The organism is Arthrobacter sp. CAN_C5, assembly GCF_017875735.1.
Lineage (GTDB): Bacteria > Actinomycetota > Actinomycetes > Actinomycetales > Micrococcaceae > Arthrobacter_D.
Genome location: NZ_JAGGMZ010000001.1, coordinates 156,313 through 174,200, shown reverse-complemented (window position 1 = coordinate 174,200; position 17,888 = coordinate 156,313). Strand labels below are relative to the sequence as shown.

The following is a 17,888-nucleotide window of genomic DNA, read 5'->3' as shown; positions in this document are numbered from 1 at the left end:
TGGTGGGGATGGCGGGCATTCTGCTTTCAGGGGGACCTATTGCCACACTGTCCGGAAGTCAGACACAAATTGTCGTAACGGTGTCGCTGGTTGTCCCGAAATTTTGCGCACGGCTCGGTTGGGTAACGCGGAAAGGTTGAGCCGCACAACTTTGTGAATCATTTTCTGCACGGCGATGTAGTCTTCGGACGCTCCGTCAGTGGCCAACCGTGACAGGTAGTCATCCTCGCTTGGGCGATCGTATTGGATGGGCCGACCGAGCACTTCAGTCATCACCTGTGCCACCTGCCAGTACGTCATACTCCGCTCGCCGGAAAGGGTGTAGGCCTTTCGGAGGTGCCCCGGCTCCGAAAGAACTGATGCTGCGACGCGTCCGACGTCGCGCGCGTCGATGAACGCGATGCGCGCGCGTCCTGCAGGAACGAAAATCCCACCTCGAGTGCGAATAGGTTCGGCGTACGTTGTCGAAAGATTCTGCATAAAGAAGTTCGGTCGGAGAAAGGTGTAGGGCGCCTTGATCTGTCGCAGGTACTCCTCGACCGCATGATGTGGCGTCTTACGATTCATCTGGACACCCTGGAGAGAGAGGAAAGCTATCTGTCGGATGCCTTTGCGTTGAGCCGCGTCAATTACCGGAAACAACATGGACCGAACATCGGCTATCGCTGGCGGGCGCATCAGAAAAAGACGGTCCACTCCTTCGAACGCTTCCTCCAGTTCAGCCGGAGCCGCACCGAACGTGAACGCACGGACCTGGGCCGCCTCCGGCACCTCCGCCCGGGCGGCGCGACTGTGCACTCCTGCGATGACCTGCTCCCCACGGCCCAATAGGTGTCTGACGACCGCCGAGCCCACGGTGCCAGTGGCACCGGTTACCAAAATTGCTGTCATGGGGCCCCTGACACCCTGGAGAGAGAGGTGGCAACGTTGACCAGTTCATCGTCGGAAAGATCCCCGAACCACGGCGTGGCACCGACAACCAGTGCTGTTTCAAACGCGTCGACCTGTTTCCTGGCGGGATCGGTCAGGCACAACACTCTTGCGCGGCCGTCGTGCTCCGCAGGTTTCTGTTGCACCAGGCCCGCCGCGCGTAGGTGTTCGACTGTCTGAGTGATCGCACCGCGGGTGACCTGCAGGATGTCTGCGAGGCGTCCCGGAGTGAACGGCTCGCTTCCGTGGGCCAACAGAAAAAGGATGTCCACTTGGGTCCGCGTGAGTGTGACCTCCCCGAAAAGCGTGGACCTCGGTGAAGCCAGTACCCGGGAAAGCCGGACTACCTCGGTGAGGATTGTCCTGATCTGCTGTGATCGTTCGCTAGCGGGCGCCATGCTCATGCGCTGACAAACGGCATTTCCCCGACATGGGAGCGGTCCACCACCTGAGTAACAATGAAGTCCGCGAGATCGTCCCGGCTAATTTGCGTCGAGGCCTCGACGCCGACCCAGCCCACCCGGTAGGACCCGATGCCCGGTTTTTCTGTCAGCCTCGGCCCCCGCACCACCGTCCACTCCAATCCAGAGGCCTTCAACACGTCGAAATGCCCTTCTGCATCCGCGAGGACCTGGCCAGACAGCCTTTTCAACAGGAACCGAATGATCCGGTCCGGCAGACGCGGTTGGTCCAGTGGCGCTGCCAGCCCCCCGCCCGACAGCGTGACGATCCGGCTCACCTCGTGCTGCTTCATGGCCGCCACGATGGTTCGGGTGCCGTCCGTCTGGAGTGACGCCGGGGAACCTTTCACCTGACCGAACAAGCTGAGGACCACATCCGATCCCGCCACCGTTTCGTCGACGGACTGCGGATCCATCACGTCACCGCGAATGACGGTCAGCATCGGCGAAGACATCGGCACCTTGCCGGGGTCACGCACCAAGGCCCGTACTGAGTACCCGGCGGCGAGTGCACGGCTGAGCACTCTCCGTCCAGTCTTTCCCGTTCCGCCGAATAACGCGATTGTCACCATGAATATACTTTAGCTGCTAAACCATTATTCGGCTATGGTTTGGGCCACGGTGAGCACTTTAAGGTTCCCCTCCTTCATCGTTGCCGACTGCCTCGATCCAGTCGATGACTTCATCTGAGAAGTAGCTGTCCGAGGCTTGACCTCATCGGTCGGTCCAGCATCCGAGGGGGCCGGCCCGGGCGATCCGAGGGGACCGCCCCGGGCGCTGACCGGAACTTCGTCATCGGCAGGATCGTTGGAAGGGCATGAACAGACGCATTGTTGTTCCGATTCTGGTTTTTTGGGCCTCGCCGTTGTTGCCGTCGGACTGTATCTGTTCCAGCCGTGGCGGATGTTTACCAGTTCAACCGTCACCGAGGACATTCCTGCCGTTTCGGAGACCGTGAGCCCTGCGCCCACCCAATCCGGGCAACCATCAACGGAGGCCGCTAGTCCTGAGCCCACCCAGTCCGGAACGCCATCAGCTGAACCCTCCGCGATCGCTCCTCGTGAAATTCTCGCGGGGGGCCTCATCAGCCACGAACACGCCAGTACCGGAACCGCGAAGATCATTGAACTCGCCGACGGGAGCCGGATTCTGAGGCTTGAAGGCCTAGATACCTCTGACGGCCCGGACCTTCGGGTGTGGCTTACCGACGCCCCCGTGATCGAGGGAGTAGACGGATGGCATGTCTTTGACGACGGCGCCTACCTTGACCTGGGTGCCCTCAAAGCCAACAAGGGCAATCACAACTACGTGATTCCGCCCGGGGCAGACCTGGCCGCCTATAGCTCGGTCAGCATCTGGTGCGCACGATTCGCTGTCTCATTCGGCGCGGCCGAATTGAGGGGATGAAATTCGTCCTGCGCCAGGGACGGACAAGGCAGATGCATCGATGACTGCCCCTAACGTTTCTCGGGCACAGCCACCCGGATCACGATCAAGAGTGGAGCTTAGGGGAATCGAACCCCTGACCTTTTCATTGCGAACGAAACGCTCTACCAACTGAGCTAAAGCCCCGCAGAAAGTACTGTAGCAAATCGCGGCCAAGACCCGGAGTAACCTCAAAGAATGACCACACAACGCTCCGCTGAGGAGCAGACCGAGATCAACGCCTGGCCAGCCCTCTGGGCGCTGGTCATTGGCTTCTTCATGATCCTGGTGGATTCCACGATTGTCTCCGTCGCCATCCCTGCGATCATGAACGGGCTGAACGCGGATCTGGACAGCGTGGTGTGGGTCAATAGCGCCTACCTGCTCGCGTTCGCAGTGCCCCTGCTGATCACCGGCCGACTCGGGGACCGGTTCGGCCCGCGCCGCATCTATCTGATTGGCCTGACGGTGTTCACCCTGGCCAGCGTGTGGTGTGGCCTGGCCGGGTCAGTGGAAATGCTCATCCTCGCCCGTGTCCTGCAAGGCCTGGGAGCTGCGATGATGACACCCCAGACCATGGCGGTCATCACCCGGATCTTCCCGCCGGAACGCCGTGGTGCCGCCATGGGGCTGTGGGGCTCGGTGGCCGGCGTCGCGACCCTCGTCGGTCCGGTGCTTGGAGGTCTCCTGGTTGACTCGCTCGGCTGGGAATGGATCTTCTTCGTGAACGCGCCGGTCGGCGTCGTCGGGCTCATCCTCGCGTACCGGCTGGTGCCGCAGCTCCCAACCAACAGTCACAGCTTCGACTACCTGGGCGTCGTACTGAGCGCCGCCGGCATGTTCTGCCTGGTATTCGGCATCCAGGAGGGCGAAACCTACAACTGGGGAACCATCGCCGGTCCCATCTCCGTCTGGTCGCTGATCATCACCGGCGTGGTCCTGCTGACGGCCTTCATCCTGTGGCAGCGGTACAACCGCAAGGAACCCCTGGTGCCGCTGGGTCTCTTCAAGGACCGCAACTTCTCCCTCGGCAACACCTCGATCTTCGCGATGGGCTTCGCGATCACCACCGTCGCCATCCCGCTGATGCTCTACGCGCAGAACGTACGCGGCTTCTCCCCCACCGAGGGCGCGCTCCTGCTCACCCCGATGGCGATCATCTCCGGATCCCTGGCTCCCCTGGTAGGCAAGTTGGTCCAACGGGGCAACCCCAAATACATGGCGATCTTCGGTTTCGCGGCCATGTCCGTGTCCCTGTTCTGGTTGGGGGCCATCCTGACGCCGGATGTACCGGTGTGGGCACTCCTGCTGCCGATCTCCCTGCTGGGCCTGGCGAGCGCCGGCATCTGGGCGCCGGTCTCCCTGACGGCTACGCGGAACCTGCCCCGCGCCTCGGCCGGAGCCGGATCGGGCGTTTACAACACCACCCGGCAGGTCGGCGCGGTGCTGGGCAGCTCGGCGATCGCCGCGATGATGCTCTCCCGCCTGACGGCCAACATTGGCGACGGCGGAGCCGAAGCCGTTCCCGGACGGCAACTCCCGGAGACCCTCCAGGCTGGGTACGCGGCAGCGATGGGGCAGTCCCTTTTCCTTCCGGCCACGGCCATCCTCATCGGCCTCGGCGCGGCCCTGTTCTTCGCCCGGCCGCAGCGCCGAACCGGTTGGGCCGGCGAAGAAACCCCGTCGGGCGTTCCGGCGGAGTCGAGCGCAGCCAAGTAGCCACCCAAGGCTCCGATTCGGTGAGCAACCTGGACCGGAGGCATCAATCTGGACATTGGTGAGGGAAAAGTTGACCCCCGATGTCCAGGTTGCTCACCAAACACGACGGGAACACGGCGGGACGACGCCGCCCACCCCGCCACAGACACACCCCGACGCCGACTGGTTGCCTCGGGGAACCACCTGTAGGCTCTAGCCATGGCTGACGAAACCACAGACCCGAAGAGCGCCGACTCCACGACCGAGAAGGTCAACGAGGTCAAGGACGTAACCGACGACTTTGCCACGCGGCAGCACACCACCGCCTCGGGCCTGAAGTACACCAGCACCACCGGCCGGTTGGTCCTGCGTCGTGAGGAGACCAAGGACGGCAAGTCCGACGGCTTCAAGCCCAAGGCCGAGATCTTCATCGTCGCCTACACGAAGGACGCCGAGGACACCGTCCCCGACGGCGGCACGGCACCATCCGAGCGACCGGTCACCTTCGCGTTCAACGGGGGTCCCGGCTCAGCCTCGATCTGGCTCCACCTGGGCCTCCTCGGTCCCCGCCGGGTCGATTCCGGCGACACCGGCGCCATGACGCCAGCACCCTACGGCCTCGTGGACAACCCGGAAACACTCCTCGAGCACAGCGACCTCGTGATGATCGACCCGGTCAACACCGGCTTCTCCCGGGTGGTCGAGGGCGAGAAGTCGGACGAGTTCCACGCCTTCATCGAGGACCGCGACCTGGTGGCCGAGGTCATCCGCCTCTGGACCACCCGCAACAACCGCTGGCTCTCCCCCAAGTACCTGGTCGGCGAATCCTACGGAACCCTGCGCGCCGTCGCCGTCGCCGGCCGCCTGTTCGACGCCTACGGAATGGCCGTCAACGGCCTGGGCCTCATCTCGACGGTCCTGAACATGTCCACGCTGCGGTTCTTCCCCGGCAGCGACCTGCCCTACGCCCTGCATATCCCCACTTACGCCGCGATCGCCCATTTCCATGGCCGCCACCCCGGCCGGGATCTGGCCGACGTCGTCGCCGAAGCCGAGTCCTTCGCCGCCAAGGATTACGGGTACGCCCTCACCCAGGGCAGCCGCCTCACCACGGAGGAGTACGACGACGTCATCGCGCGGCTCGCCGCGATCACCACCCTCGACGAGGGGTTCATCCGGCGCACCAACCTGCGCTGGCAATACGGCGAATTTGCCGCCGAGCTGCTCCGGAAGGACGGACTGGCGGTCGGCCGGATCGACGGACGGTTCACGGCCCAGCCGGTCAGCCTGCAGAACTCGGCGATGACTGATGACCCAAGTATCCGGGCGATCACCGGCCCCTACGCGGCAGCAATGAACCACTACGTGCGGGCGGAACTGGGCTACGAGAACGACCTCCCCTACGAGGTGCTCACCGCGCGGGTCCACCCCTGGAGCTACAAGACGTTCGAGGGCGCGCCCGTCGACGTGAGCCAGACCCTTGAGCGGTTGCTGGTGCACAACCCCACGCTCCGCGTCCACGTCGACTACGGGTACCAGGACGGCGCCACCCCGCACTTCGCCGCCGAGTACGTCTTCGCCCACATGACAATGACCGACCAGATGAGGTCACGCTTCACCCACCACTATCACGAGGCCGGGCACATGATGTATCTCAAGCCCGAGTGCCGCCTGGCCCAACTGGCAGCGCTCAAAGATTTTGTCACCCATACGGACTAGGTGTCAGAGCGTCGCCCGAAGTTTCTTTCCAGCTGAACTCTAAGTAAGCTTAGGGTTCGATGCGGAAAGCCGCAATCACCCAGAAGATAAGGAACACGTCGTGCTGCTGAAGAGAATCCTGTGGACTTTGGTCCCCGTCATTGCCTCCAAGCTGTTGAACAAACGACGTGGCAATAACCAGAACACCCGTGCCAACAAGACCCGGTACAACGAGAAGCACGGCCGCTAACCCCGGTTCGTGACAGACCACAACGAGTTAGCCGACCGTAAAGACGGCTACGTCGACCTGCGATCCTACGCGGCGATCGGCGACGGCCGGACGGTCGCGCTGATCGCGCACGACGGGTCCATCGACTGGTACCCCACCCCTGATCTCGACTCCGCGCCGCCATTCGCGCGCCTGTTGGACGCCGACGACGGCGGCGCGCTGGAGTTGTGCCCTGCCGAACCGTTCACCACCCAGCGAGCGTACGTCGAGGGCACCAACGTCCTGACCACCACGTACACCACCGCGTCCGGCACGGTGCGGGTCACCGACTCGCTGAACACCGGAGTGGCGGGCAGGCTCCCCTGGGGTGAGCTGGCCCGCCGGATCGATGGCCTCACCGGTCACGTACCCATGCGCTGGGCCATCCGCCCGGGCAACTGTTTCCAGACCGCCTCCCCCTGGGTGCAATCCACGGACCACGGTGCGGTCATCCGCATCGACGGCACCGCGCTGGGTGTGCGCGGGATCAATGAGGGAGAAGTCTCGATCGAAGGGCAGGCCATCTCCGGGGCGCTGACCACCAGCCCCGGCTCCCGGCACCTCGTCGGCGTCGTCTCCACCCACGACGAACCGCTGCCGCTTCCCGATCCGCAATCGGTGGACGCCGGCGTGGACCGGACCATCACCAACTGGCAGACCTGGTCCAGGGAGTTCAGCTACGACGGTCCCTACACCGACGAGGTGCTGCGCAGCGCACTCGCTCTGAAGCTGCTGATCCATAGCCCGTCCGGGTCGATTGCCGCGGCGGCCACCACCTCGCTCCCCGAGAGCAGGGCCGGCGGCAAGAACTGGGATTACCGGTACACCTGGCTGCGGGACACCGCCTACACCCTGCACGCCCTGGTGCGGGCCGGGGTGCGCGAGGAGGTGCACGCCGCCGTATCCTGGATGCTGAAGAACCTGCGCACCCAGGGCCGGGACATGCAGGTCTTCACCCGTCTCAACGGGGACACCCCGCAGGGCACCCGCATGCCCGACCTTCCCGGCTGGCGCGGGATCGGACCGGTGGTCGACGGCAACCCCGCCGCGGGTCAACTTCAACTGGGCGTCTTCGGCGACCTCTTCGACATCGTTCGGCTGTACGTCGAAGCCGGGCACGTTCTTGACCCCACCACCTCCCGTCAGCTCGCTGACATCGCCGACCAGGCGTGCGACACCTGGCAGCAGCGTGACGCCGGGATCTGGGAACTCCCGGAAGAACGGCACTACACCACCTCCAAGCTCGGGTGCTGGCACGCCCTGGACAGCGCGGTGAAACTCTCCGAGGCCGGCCAGCTGCAACGACCTGCCGAGCGCTGGCGAGCGGAACGTGACCGGATCCGTGACTGGGTGGAGGAGAACTGCTGGTCGGAGGACCGCCAGAGCTATGTCTGGTATCCCGGCTCGGAGGAACTGGACGCGTCAATCCTGCTGCACGCGATCAGCGGGTACGAACGTGGCCCCCGGATGTCCTCCACCATTGACGCGCTCCGTGACGAACTGGGCGCCGGCCCCCTGCTCTACCGGTACAGCGGCATGCAGCAGGAAGAATCCACGTTCGTCGCCTGCGCCTACTGGATGGTCGCTGCGCTTGCCCAGGTCGGCCGCACCGACGAGGCACGGTCCCAGATGGAGGAGCTACTGCCACTGGCGAACGACGTCGGCCTCCTCGCCGAGATGATCGACGGCGACGAGCGCCACGAGTTCATGGGCAACCTCCCCCAGGGGTTGAGCCACCTGGCCCTCATCACCGCCGCCCTGTCGCTCGCCGACAGCGACTAGCGTCCAGCGTCACAGCTGGTAGTGGGTGAACCGTCCGCCCATCAGGGTGGCCAGTACCTCGATGTCGGCGATCTGGTGGGTGGGAACGTCCAGCGGTGACTCCGCCAGCACCGCGCAATCGGCCAGCATCCCCGCGGCCAGCTTCCCCTTGACCCGGCCAAACCCGGTGGCGTCCGCCGACCCGACGGTGTGAATCCTGAGGGCTTCCGCGGCGCTGAGCCGCTCAGCGGCGGACCCAAAGACGGAGCCGCTGGACGTCAGCCGGTCGACATACGCCTGGAGGGAGCGCAGCGCCGTGCCATCTGCGCATGGCCGGTCCGAGCTACCGGCCAGCCGGATCCCCGCATCGAGGAATGACTTCGCCCGGTAGGTAAACGAGGACCTGCGCGGTCCAAGCGAGCGGGCCATCGCGTCGCCGATCGAGTGGAAGAAGGAGGCCTGCGGTGCCACCGCGACGCCCAGTGCGGCGAGCGCCGCCAACTGGTCCGGCCTGACCACCGCCGCGTGCTCAATCCGGTGCGGCAACCGGGCCGGTCCTTCGTGCCCGGCGCGAACCTGGGCGCGAAGTTGGGTGAAGGTGTCGATCGCGAGGTCGATGGCCGCATCACCGATTGCGTGGGCGGCGATTGACCAGCCGGCCCGGTGCGCGTCCAGCATCTGCCGTTGCAGGGCGACGGGTTCGTCCAGCAGATACCCCTTGTTCAAGGACCCGGTGGCGTAGGGCACGGTCTGGGCTGCGGTCTCACTGGATAGCGCGCCATCCAGGAAGATCTTCGCCGGCCCCAGCGACAGCAGACTGTCACCGAACCCGCTGTACATCCCCAACCCCAGGCCCGCACCCGGGATGGTCTGCAGGGTTTCGATCGCTGGCATCAGCTGGGCTCTGGCATGCAGTTTTCCCGCCGCCCGGGCGTCCTGGAAGGCGCCCAACTCGTCCGGCGCGTGGCCGATCCAACCGCCGCCAACCCCGGCATCCGTGAAACTGGTGATCCCTTCCCGCGCGTACCGGGAGGTCGCTCGATCAATCGCGGCGAGGAGGGTGTGCCGCGGGTAGGGGCGGAGTAGGTCGAGCACCAGTGCCTGCGCCGTTTCCTGCAGCAGACCAGTCGGCTCCCCCAACTCATCCCGAACGACCCTGCCGCCCACCGGGTCGGCGAATCCCGGCACCAGCACGCCGGCGCGGCGCAGGGCTTCGGTATTGGCGATCCCTCCGTGGCCCGAGGTCCGCCTGATGAAGAGGGGCCGTCCGGCCGCCACCCGGTCCAGTGCCGCACGGTCGGGAAACCCGCCACCAAACCGATGGTGGTCGAAACCGCTGGCAACCAGCCAGCCGCCGTCGTCGCCCTCCCCCGCGGGACGGGTTTCGGCGGACGCGTGCAGCAGTGCGTAAACCTGGTCCAGATCGGTGAGCGGGGACAGGTCCACCTCACCGAGGGTGAGGCCGAACCACGCCGTATGACAGTGCGCGTCATTCAGTCCCGGGATCAGGACCTTGCCGTGCAGGTCGACGACCTCCCGGGCCGCCAACCCCGCGAGATCGTCGTCGAGGCCAACAATCCGCCCGTTCAGGATGCCGAGGCTGCCCGCCGTCGGGCGGGCGGGATCCATGGTGATGATCCGCGAGTTGGTGAGGATAAGATCCAGCTGCATGGTTCGCTCCGGGCGGTGAAGGGTTGGTGAGTTCTGGAGGGTGTGCCGTAGTCAGTGGGAATCACACAGGGGCACTACACACTTATTCCTACACGGTGGCGAAGTGCACCCAGACGCCGATCACCCAGACGCTTCCCGCAAGCAATGCGAGGCCAAGCTCAACGAGGATGCCAATGCCGGTGGCTTTCAGCGCTGCCCCGCTGGATGACAGGGCGGGAGCGAACTGACGCTGGCGGGCGAACTCGCTGGCGAACAGGCCCGCGGCAAAGCCGACAAACAGACCGACCACGGGGATCAGGAACATGCCGATCACCCCGGTGACCAGCCCCACCACAACTGAGCGGCTGGGAATCTGACGCTGCTGCAGTTTCCGACCGGTCAGGACGGCCCCGGCGAGCAACCCGGCGACGGCGAGGACCGCTCCGACGCCGAAGGCCACCCAGCCGGCGGTGCTGGAGACCACGAGTGCCCACATCAGGAGCGAGCCGATGATCAGGATGCTGCCCGGCAGGATGGGCACAATGACACCGGCGATGCCCACCACGATCAGCAGACCGCTCAGCACGGTCATCAGGATCTGAAATTCCATAGGGAAAGTCTCTCACTGCCCGGCCCCACTCCGGGCCACGCTTGTTCCGGCCACAAGGCATCACTAAGGTTACTGATAAAGCCCTAGGGCCCGATAGCAGGAGGCACGATGAGCACGCCAGGATCCGAGCACGACCCGTCCGACAGCAATACTCCCCGCGACACCACCCCCAAGCACGCCGGCGGAGCATCGGATCGTCGTGAGCCCAACTCGTCAACGCCCGACGACGGCGATGCCTCGCAGGCGCATACACCCGTCGACCCCTCCCGCGATAACGACGGCGATGCCACGCAGGCGCACACACCCGTCGACCCCTCCCGCGATAACGACCCCGACGCCACGCAGGCGCACAGCCACGTCCCCACCTCGCGTATCAGCGACAGCGACAGCGGCCACAACAATGGAAGTGATACCGCTGCGGTGACCAAGGAACAGCGCTACGGCGATGACCAGCCCACCGAGGTGCACCGGACTACCGACGGCGATCGCACCCGGGAGCACCGGACCCAGCCCGACGGCATGGCTGGCGCAGTCGCCACAGGGGCCGGTGCTGGCGCCACGGCGTCGCCCTCGACCAGGACCCAGCCGGTCACTGCACAGCCGGTAAGCCACACCGCTGATCCCGACGACGCCCGCTACCGGGACTCACATGACGATCGTCCCGCCCTGCCGGCATCAGCTGAACGTGCTGCACTTCTGCAGCATGAGAAGGACACCTATGGCGGCATGAAGTTTGGTTCAGCGTTCTTCGGTTGGCTTACCGCCACCGGGATGGCGGTCCTCCTGACGGCCCTGGTCGCCGCGGCCGGCGCAGTCTTCGGGTTGTCCACCAACACCGACCTCAGCGACGCAGCGGATCAGGTTGCCGCCGATCCGCAGACGGTTGGCATTACAGGAGCGATCGTTCTCCTGGCGATCCTGCTCCTCTCGTATTTCGCGGGCGGATATGTCGCTGGCAGAATGGCCCGGTTCAACGGCGCGAAGCAGGGAGTCGCCGTCTGGCTGTGGGCACTCATCATCGCGGTGCTGGTTGCGATTCTCGGACTGATCTTCGGCAGCCAGTTCGATATCCTGGCGAACCTCAACAGCTTCCCCCGCATCCCGCTCAATGAAGGCAACCTGACGACGGCGGGGATCATCGCCGTCGTCGTGGCCATCGCGGTGGCCCTCATCGGCGCGGTCCTGGGTGGCCTCACCGGCATGCGGTACCACCGCAGGATCGACCGGGCGGACTACGAAAACACCACCAGCCGCTAACGGTCAGCAGCACAGCGCCCCGCTGCGCCCCGCCCGTCACCAGACAGGCGGGGCGCAGATGTCTGTGGCCCCCTGTCCGACAATGAGGAGGCGGCAGGGTCACCGCCCGGGCGACCGCCGCTGCAGGCTCTCGAGGTGCTGGTTGTAGGCGGTGAGCTTGGCGTCGTCGTCCCGGTCGGCGGCGCGGTCCTCGCGGACCGCAGTGCGCTCGTCGTCCTTCCGCCAGGCCATGGCGACCCCCAGGGCAAGGAGAACGGTGGGGATTTCCCCAATCCCCCAGGCGATTGCCCCGCCCCGCTGCTGGTCTGCAAGCAGCGCCGCTGAATCGGTGAGCTGCAGGCTGGCCCACCAACTGGGCGCAAGAATCTCCGTGCCGCCCAGGAGGGAGAGCCCGAAGAATGCGTGGAAGGCCATGGTCGCCAGCAGGATGATGAGCCTGAACGGGTACGGTGACCGGGCCGGTCCCGGGTCAATCCCAATCAGCACCCAGGCAAAAAGGTACCCGGTAATGAGGAAGTGCACGATCATGAACAGGTGCCCCACGTGCGTGGACAGCGCCAGTTCGAAGACCGGCGAATAATAGAACCCCACCATGCTGCCCACGAAGATCAACCCGGCGACAGGCGGCCTGGTCAGGAAATGGCTGAACCGTGAGCGGAAGAGCCAGAGCACCCATTCCCTCAGACCCCGGCTGCCGTCGGTACGCGGCCGGGTCGCCTTCAGGAGCAGAAGTATCGGGGCGCCGAGCACAAACAGTACCGGGGCGTACATCATGAGGCCCATGTGCTGGATCATGTGACCGGAGAAGCTGGTCCTGCCGTACACGGCGGGACCACCGCTGGTGAGCCAGATCAGCAGCGCACAGCCAGCGAGGAACGCGAGGGTGCGGGGAATGGACCAGGCATCTCCCCGGCGCCGGATCCTGATGACCGCGGCGGTGTAGGCGCCCGCGGCGACGAGGATCAGGAGCCCTATCGTCCAATCGGGGTGCCACGATGTCAGGAAGCTGGGGACAGTGAGTGGCTCCGGGAATGGATAGCCGAGGAGGGACCGTTGCAGGTCGACGTCGGCAATTGACCCTTGCGGGACGGGTGGGGGGCTTGCGGCGAGGCCCGCGGACACCCCGATGGTGACGATCATCAGCGCAGCTTCGGACACCCCGAAGATGGTGAACGCCCGCCGGTCCTCGGGGTTGCGGTCCAGACGGGGCAGGATCCTGCGGCGTTGATACCACCCGGCGAGGCCCAGCACCGTGAGGCTGCTGACCTTCACCAGGACGAGGATCCCATAGGGCGTGGCCAGATCGGCGAAGGACCCGAGGCGGAGGCTGGCGTTGATGATGCCGGAGAACGCCACTGCCCCGACGGCCCAGGCGGCCAGCGCGGAATAGCGCCGAAGCACCCGGCCGGTGTCCTTGCCGAGCTGGGATCCCAGCAGCAGCACCGCCCCGAGGCCACCCACCCACACGCAAACCCCGATGAGGTGGAGGGCGAGCGAATTCACCGCATTGCCGTGCTCATCGGACCCGGCGGCATGCCCGGCCAAAGCCAACGGGAGGATCCCCAGCATCGCGATGGCCAGCGCGATACCCGCTCCGGTGGTTGACCGGACCATCGGCAGCATGACCACCAGGACGAGGACGGCCATGAGGGCCACCAGCAGAATCTGCCCCAGCTCCAGTTCCGTCGCGAAGAACAAGAAGATGGAGAAGAAGCCGGGGCTGAGAATCGACTGGCCCGCTGTATCGGCAGCAATCAGCACCAGCGAGGCGACCGAAGACACCAACCAGACGCCCGCTGACACACCTGCCCAACGCAGAGCCTTCCACTGGGCGAACCCGATGATGGACTTGTTACGGTTCGATGCTGGGAGGAGACCCGCACAGAGCACCAGGAAGCCGATGGTCAGGGCTGCGCTCAGGTCCTGGACAACGCGTGCCGCGGGTCGCGCATGCACCACGAAGTCGCCGGGATCCGCCATCGTGGTCCGGTACGTGGTCAGGGCCTCGCTGAAGTACATCGCCAGGATGGCGGCCGCAAGGCTGATCGGAACCGCGATCCCGAGCACCACCCGGACGACGGTGCGCTCCGGGCTACCCGCCTCCGGCAACCGATCCCCGGCTGCCTCATGGGCCGGGTCGGGGTCCGCTTTCGACGAGAGTGGGTCTTGCTGAGGCGCCGAGGGCCCCGAATGCGCTATGCCGGTCATAAATCCTCCTGAATACTCAGTCTAGCTACTTCTACGAAACGTAGAAGTGCGCTTGAAGCATTGCCTACGCTTTGCCGAGGCTTTGCGCGCGGTCGCCGATCAGTTGAGGATGTAACCATGGAGATCCGCACCCCTCGTTTTGCCCACGACCGGCCGTTTGGCTTGCTCCTGGTCGTCACGGGGCTGGTGGGATGGCTCGCGTCCGGGCAGCTGGTTCTGGAGCGGCTTGCCGTCTACGCCGACCCGAACTACGTCACCAGCTGCGACGTCAACGCCTTTGTCTCCTGTGGTGAGGTTTTCAAGACCTGGCAGGCCAGCCTGTTCGGCTTCCCGAACCCCCTCCTGGGCATCGTCGCATTCAGCGTGGTGATCACGACGGGGGCCCTGCTCCTCGCCGGCGCCACGGTAGCGAAATGGTACTGGCGTTCGCTCCAGATCGGCGTCGCGGCGGGGATGGTCTTCACCATCTGGCTATGGAGTCAGGCGCTCTTCGCGATCGGCGTCCTCTGCATTTACTGCATGGTGGTATGGGCGGCCATGATCGTTCTCACCACGTTCCTTACGTCACGAAATTTTCTCCGTGGCGTGTTCCCCGCGGGTGAGCGGTTCCGTGGGCTCCTCGGCGGATGGACCGGCACGACGGCGGCGCTCCTGCTGATCATGACGGCGGCCACCGTGTTTTTCCGCTTTGTCGGGGTGTTCGCCTAGCTACCCGCGTCCGCTGGTACTCCGGAAGCGCAGGGGAGGGGCCGGTGCTTCCGGAGTACCCGTCAGCTTCGGCGGCGCGCCCGCCAATTCCGTGCCGATGGCGTCGCGCCGCCCGGTCCAGAACGCACGGAAGGGCGCAAGCCACTGGTCGACGTCCTGGAGCGGGCCGGCCTCCACCGCGTAGAGGCGGCGGGTGCCGTCCCCCCGCACCCGGGCAAACCCTGCTTCCCTCAGCACCCGGAGGTGCTGGGACACGGCTGGTTGCGAGATCCCGAACTCTGTTCGGATCACCCGGGCAATATCGCCGGCAGACCACTCCTCGCCGAGGAGCAGTTCCAGAATCCGGCGGCGGACCGGGTCCCCCAGGACATCAAACGCATGCATAAGCAGAACCTATCAAAGAGTGCTTATATAACTCTGGTCGCATATTCCTGCCGTTCCGGCCGCGAGCCCAGCGTGCCGGACTTCCGGCCGGAACGGGTGGATCGTCCAAAGTCGTCGAAGACTTACGGCGAAGGCTTACCGCCGTTGACGTTAAGCGTCTCGCCGACTACGTAGCTGGACTCCGACGACGCCAGGAAGACGTACGCCGGGGCAAGCTCGGTGGGCTGTCCGGCGCGACCCAATGGGGTGTCCTTGCCGAACTCGGGCAGCTTGTCCTTCGGCTGTCCATCCGAAACCTGCAGTGGCGTCCAGATGGGACCCGGCGCGACCGCGTTCACCCGGATGCCCTTGGGTGCCAGCTGTTCGGCCAGGCCCTTGGTGAAGTTGTTGATGGCCGCCTTGGTGCTCGCGTAGTCCAGCAACGTCGAAGATGGACTGTAGGCCTGGATCGAGGTGGAGTTCACGATGCTTGACCCGGGCTTCAGGTGCTTCAGCGCCTCGCGGGTGATCCAGAAGAACGAGTAGATGTTGGTCTTGAAGGTCTCATCCAACTGCTCATCGGTGAGGTCCTCGAGGCTCTCGACGGCGATCTGCTTCCCGGCATTGTTCACCAGGATGTCCAGACCACCCAACTGCTCGGCCGCATCGTTCACGAGTGACCGGCAGAATGCTGCGTCGGTCAGGTCGCCCGGAAGCTTGACGGCCTTCTGGCCAGCCTCCTCGATGATGCGGGCAATCTCGATTGCGTCCGGCTCCTCCTCGGGGAGATACGACAGTGCCACGTCGGCGCCTTCACGGGCAAAGGCAATCGCAACTGCTGCGCCAATGCCGGAGTCCGCTCCGGTGATCAAAGCCTTCCGGCCCTGGAGTCGGCCGGTGCCGCGGTACGACTTCTCGCCGCGATCGGTCTGTGGTTCCAGGTCCCGATCCAGCCCAGGCTCGGGTTGATCCTGTTTAGGCGCCGAGATGCTAGGGAACCGTGTTACCGGATCCTGGAAGGTGTACTGGTCTGTGGTCAACGTCTTGTCTGTCATCTATTTCCTCACTGCCGTGCGAATGTACGGTCCGTGCAGACCAGCCGGGGTGCGGATGAGATGTCACGACCCCTGAAAGCTAAGTCTACTGACTATTCTATGGCGTGAGGGCTTCCGGAGACAAGGTGGCACTGGGCAACTAAAAGATCTGGGCGAAGAATCCCGCGCCAATGCTTGCCACCAGGGCAATGATGAGGAGCCAGACGATCGGTACACGATATTTGTTGATGAAGCGCATGGTTCCCCAGTCTAGGCGAGCGCGGCCGAACACCCTCTTTCCCGGAAATAATTGGCGGCCCCGCCACGCTGCAGAGGGTATGAACAACCTTGTCGCGGTAACTGGATCGACGGGGGCCCTGGGCGGCTCCACGGCACGTCTACTCTCGCCGGCCGGGCTGCCACTTCGCCTGCTGGTCAGGGACCTGAGCCGCGCGCCGGCCCTGCCGATGGCGACCGCCGTTCAAAGCAGCTATGCCGAGCGGTCGGCAGCCGTCGCGGCCCTCGAGGGGGTGCACACGCTCTTTATGGTGTCAGCGGGTGAAGCCGAGGACCGCGTCGACCAGCACCTCACGTTCGTCGACGCAGCCCGGGAGGCGGGCGTCCGCCACGTCGTGTACACCTCATTCTTCGGCGCGGCCCCTGACGCCACATTCACCCTGGGACGCGACCACTGGGCCACCGAAGAGCATCTTCGCAACTCCGGGATGGCGTACACCTTCCTCCGCAACAACCTCTACCTCGATGTGCTGCAGCACTTTGCCGACGACGCAGGAGTGATCCGCGGCCCGGCGGGCACCGGCCGGCTGGCAGCGGTGGCCAGGGACGACGTCGCCCAGGTGGCCGCGGTGATTCTCAGGGCACCTACACGGCGATCGCTGAAGGCGGGCTGGCCCGGACCACGACGACGGTGCAGGATCTCACCGGACGGCCAGCCCGGGATCTCGCCAGCGTTCTCCATGAGGGCCGCTAGGCTCAGGCATATGCGCAAAGACTTCAGCAGGGACTCCACCTCAGCACGGGACTTTTACCGCCTCCTGACCTCGACGGTGGTGCCGCGGCCGATCGCCTGGGTGTCCTCCCGGTCGGCGGCCGGCGACGACAACCTCGCCCCGCATTCGTTCTTCACCATCGCGTCAGTGAACCCGCCGGTCGTTCAGTTCACCTCGGTGGGCCGCAAGGACACGCTGCGCAACATCGAGGAGACCGGCGAATTTGTGGTGAACCTGGCCCCCGAGCCACTGTTCGAGCAGATCAATGCGACCGGCACAAACTTCGACCGCGACGTCAGCGAGTTCGACGCCGCAGGCCTCACCCGCGAGCCGAGCCTCACCATTGCCACCCCACGGGTCCTGGAGTCGCCGGTCGCCCTGGAGTGCAAACTCCACCAGGTCCTGCCCATCGGGGATTGCTTCGTGGTCTTCGGCGAGGTCACCCACGCGGCTGTCTCGACCGAGGTGCTCGAGGGCACCCATCCGCTGATGGACCGCCTCAAACCACTGTCACGGCTGGGCAGGGACGAGTGGGGTACCACGGGGGCGATCCAGACGATCAAACGGATCCCGGTCGAAGAATGGCCGGGGCACTTCGGCGGCTCAACGGGTCCCGCGTAAACAGCCGGAGCAGCAGTGCCCTGAAGAACATCCGCTCATCCTTGGGCTACGCGCTGGCCATCAGGAGAGGATTCCTAGTGAAGGTAGCAGCACACTGCTACCTATGCCGCTAAGTGCATACTTGCAGGCGGCGTCCAGCTAACCTGCGTAACCTCAAAGGAATCGCGGGGTTAGCAATCCCTCCGT

16 protein-coding genes and 1 tRNA gene are annotated in these 17,888 nt (G+C 65.1%); 8 read left to right on the top strand and 9 right to left on the bottom strand.

Annotated features, from left to right (window positions below):
• Positions 1 to 36 precede the first annotated feature (36 nt).
• From H4V95_RS00875 to H4V95_RS00865, 3 genes are read right to left on the bottom strand one after another with little or no spacing between them, the layout of a single operon-like run.
• Positions 37 to 891, bottom strand: a complete 855-nt coding sequence (locus H4V95_RS00875; RefSeq protein WP_209728198.1) for an SDR family oxidoreductase — start codon at positions 889 to 891, stop codon at positions 37 to 39.
• Positions 888 to 1,328, bottom strand: a complete 441-nt coding sequence (locus H4V95_RS00870) for a MarR family winged helix-turn-helix transcriptional regulator (protein ID WP_209728196.1) — start codon at positions 1,326 to 1,328, stop codon at positions 888 to 890. Before H4V95_RS00870 ends, H4V95_RS00875 begins: the two co-directional genes overlap by 4 nt.
• Positions 1,329 to 1,330: 2 nt before the next feature.
• On the bottom strand, positions 1,331 to 1,963 hold the full coding sequence (locus H4V95_RS00865; RefSeq protein WP_245345513.1) for an NAD(P)-dependent oxidoreductase: 633 nt from the start codon (positions 1,961 to 1,963) through the stop codon (positions 1,331 to 1,333).
• Between the two features lie 280 nt (positions 1,964 to 2,243).
• Between H4V95_RS00865 and H4V95_RS00860 the strand changes: the two genes are divergently transcribed.
• Positions 2,244 to 2,798, top strand: a complete 555-nt coding sequence (locus H4V95_RS00860) for a DM13 domain-containing protein (RefSeq protein WP_245345512.1) — start codon at positions 2,244 to 2,246, stop codon at positions 2,796 to 2,798.
• A 92-nt stretch (positions 2,799 to 2,890) separates the two neighbouring features.
• On the opposite strand, the gene H4V95_RS00855 is transcribed toward H4V95_RS00860, so the two are convergent.
• Positions 2,891 to 2,963 (bottom strand) — tRNA-Ala (locus H4V95_RS00855).
• A gap of 51 nt (positions 2,964 to 3,014) precedes the next feature.
• Here H4V95_RS00855 and H4V95_RS00850 point away from each other — a divergent pair.
• From H4V95_RS00850 to H4V95_RS00840, 4 genes are all read left to right on the top strand, one after another.
• Positions 3,015 to 4,535, top strand: coding sequence for a DHA2 family efflux MFS transporter permease subunit (locus H4V95_RS00850; RefSeq protein ID WP_209728192.1), 1,521 nt, complete (start codon positions 3,015 to 3,017; stop codon positions 4,533 to 4,535).
• A 198-nt stretch (positions 4,536 to 4,733) separates the two neighbouring features.
• Positions 4,734 to 6,233: a S10 family peptidase gene (locus H4V95_RS00845; RefSeq protein WP_209728190.1), complete on the top strand. Its 1,500-nt coding sequence runs from the start codon at positions 4,734 to 4,736 to the stop codon at positions 6,231 to 6,233.
• Positions 6,234 to 6,333: 100 nt separating this feature from the next.
• Complete coding sequence (locus H4V95_RS18545; RefSeq protein WP_281064506.1) at positions 6,334 to 6,462, top strand: hypothetical protein; 129 nt, start codon at positions 6,334 to 6,336, stop codon at positions 6,460 to 6,462.
• A gap of 9 nt (positions 6,463 to 6,471) precedes the next feature.
• Positions 6,472 to 8,262, top strand: coding sequence for a glycoside hydrolase family 15 protein (locus tag H4V95_RS00840; RefSeq protein WP_209728188.1), 1,791 nt, complete (start codon positions 6,472 to 6,474; stop codon positions 8,260 to 8,262).
• A gap of 9 nt (positions 8,263 to 8,271) precedes the next feature.
• Here H4V95_RS00840 and H4V95_RS00835 read toward each other — a convergent pair whose 3' ends face one another.
• Positions 8,272 to 9,912, bottom strand: coding sequence for an amidohydrolase (locus tag H4V95_RS00835; RefSeq protein ID WP_209728187.1), 1,641 nt, complete (start codon positions 9,910 to 9,912; stop codon positions 8,272 to 8,274).
• Positions 9,913 to 10,000: 88 nt separating this feature from the next.
• Complete coding sequence (locus H4V95_RS00830; RefSeq protein WP_196866949.1) at positions 10,001 to 10,501, bottom strand: DUF456 domain-containing protein; 501 nt, start codon at positions 10,499 to 10,501, stop codon at positions 10,001 to 10,003.
• 108 nt (positions 10,502 to 10,609) lie between these two features.
• Between H4V95_RS00830 and H4V95_RS18840 the strand changes: the two genes are divergently transcribed.
• A complete protein-coding gene (locus H4V95_RS18840) occupies positions 10,610 to 11,758 on the top strand; it encodes a TIGR04086 family membrane protein (protein WP_209728185.1) in 1,149 nt (382 codons plus the stop codon).
• 99 nt (positions 11,759 to 11,857) lie between these two features.
• On the opposite strand, the gene H4V95_RS00820 is transcribed toward H4V95_RS18840, so the two are convergent.
• Positions 11,858 to 13,966, bottom strand: a complete 2,109-nt coding sequence (locus H4V95_RS00820) for a cytochrome c oxidase assembly protein (RefSeq protein ID WP_245345511.1) — start codon at positions 13,964 to 13,966, stop codon at positions 11,858 to 11,860.
• A gap of 117 nt (positions 13,967 to 14,083) precedes the next feature.
• On the opposite strand from H4V95_RS00820, the gene H4V95_RS00815 reads away from it, so the two are divergent.
• Positions 14,084 to 14,674 carry a vitamin K epoxide reductase family protein gene (locus tag H4V95_RS00815; protein WP_209728183.1) on the top strand — a complete coding sequence of 197 codons (591 nt, stop codon included), beginning with the start codon at positions 14,084 to 14,086 and terminating at the stop codon, positions 14,672 to 14,674.
• Here the strand turns inward: H4V95_RS00815 and H4V95_RS00810 are convergent, their stop codons facing one another.
• Entirely contained in the window at positions 14,675 to 15,058 is a 384-nt protein-coding gene (locus tag H4V95_RS00810; protein WP_245345510.1) for a helix-turn-helix transcriptional regulator, read from the bottom strand. It lies immediately after the preceding gene.
• A gap of 122 nt (positions 15,059 to 15,180) precedes the next feature.
• Positions 15,181 to 16,092: an SDR family oxidoreductase gene (locus H4V95_RS00805; RefSeq protein WP_196866952.1), complete on the bottom strand. Its 912-nt coding sequence runs from the start codon at positions 16,090 to 16,092 to the stop codon at positions 15,181 to 15,183.
• A gap of 317 nt (positions 16,093 to 16,409) precedes the next feature.
• Between H4V95_RS00805 and H4V95_RS18705 the strand changes: the two genes are divergently transcribed.
• Positions 16,410 to 17,702: a flavin reductase gene (locus tag H4V95_RS18705; protein WP_312883895.1), complete on the top strand. Its 1,293-nt coding sequence runs from the start codon at positions 16,410 to 16,412 to the stop codon at positions 17,700 to 17,702.
• The last annotated feature ends 186 nt before the right edge of the window (positions 17,703 to 17,888 follow it).

Excerpts from the sequence above, each read along its gene's own strand:
- H4V95_RS00875 (WP_209728198.1), bottom strand. The coding sequence starts at position 891 with ATGACAGCAATTTTGGTAACCGGTGCCACTGGCACCGTGGGCTCGGCG.
- H4V95_RS00810 (WP_245345510.1), bottom strand. The coding sequence starts at position 15,058 with ATGCATGCGTTTGATGTCCTGGGGGACCCGGTCCGCCGCCGGATTCTG.
- H4V95_RS00830 (WP_196866949.1), bottom strand. The coding sequence starts at position 10,501 with ATGGAATTTCAGATCCTGATGACCGTGCTGAGCGGTCTGCTGATCGTG.
- H4V95_RS00835 (WP_209728187.1), bottom strand. The coding sequence starts at position 9,912 with ATGCAGCTGGATCTTATCCTCACCAACTCGCGGATCATCACCATGGAT.
- H4V95_RS18840 (WP_209728185.1), top strand. The coding sequence starts at position 10,610 with ATGAGCACGCCAGGATCCGAGCACGACCCGTCCGACAGCAATACTCCC.
- H4V95_RS00850 (WP_209728192.1), top strand. The coding sequence starts at position 3,015 with ATGACCACACAACGCTCCGCTGAGGAGCAGACCGAGATCAACGCCTGG.
- H4V95_RS00820 (WP_245345511.1), bottom strand. The coding sequence starts at position 13,966 with ATGACCGGCATAGCGCATTCGGGGCCCTCGGCGCCTCAGCAAGACCCA.
- H4V95_RS00870 (WP_209728196.1), bottom strand. The coding sequence starts at position 1,328 with ATGGCGCCCGCTAGCGAACGATCACAGCAGATCAGGACAATCCTCACC.
- H4V95_RS18705 (WP_312883895.1), top strand. The coding sequence starts at position 16,410 with ATGAACAACCTTGTCGCGGTAACTGGATCGACGGGGGCCCTGGGCGGC.
- H4V95_RS00805 (WP_196866952.1), bottom strand. The coding sequence starts at position 16,092 with ATGACAGACAAGACGTTGACCACAGACCAGTACACCTTCCAGGATCCG.
- H4V95_RS00815 (WP_209728183.1), top strand. The coding sequence starts at position 14,084 with ATGGAGATCCGCACCCCTCGTTTTGCCCACGACCGGCCGTTTGGCTTG.
- H4V95_RS00845 (WP_209728190.1), top strand. The coding sequence starts at position 4,734 with ATGGCTGACGAAACCACAGACCCGAAGAGCGCCGACTCCACGACCGAG.
- H4V95_RS00865 (WP_245345513.1), bottom strand. The coding sequence starts at position 1,963 with ATGGTGACAATCGCGTTATTCGGCGGAACGGGAAAGACTGGACGGAGA.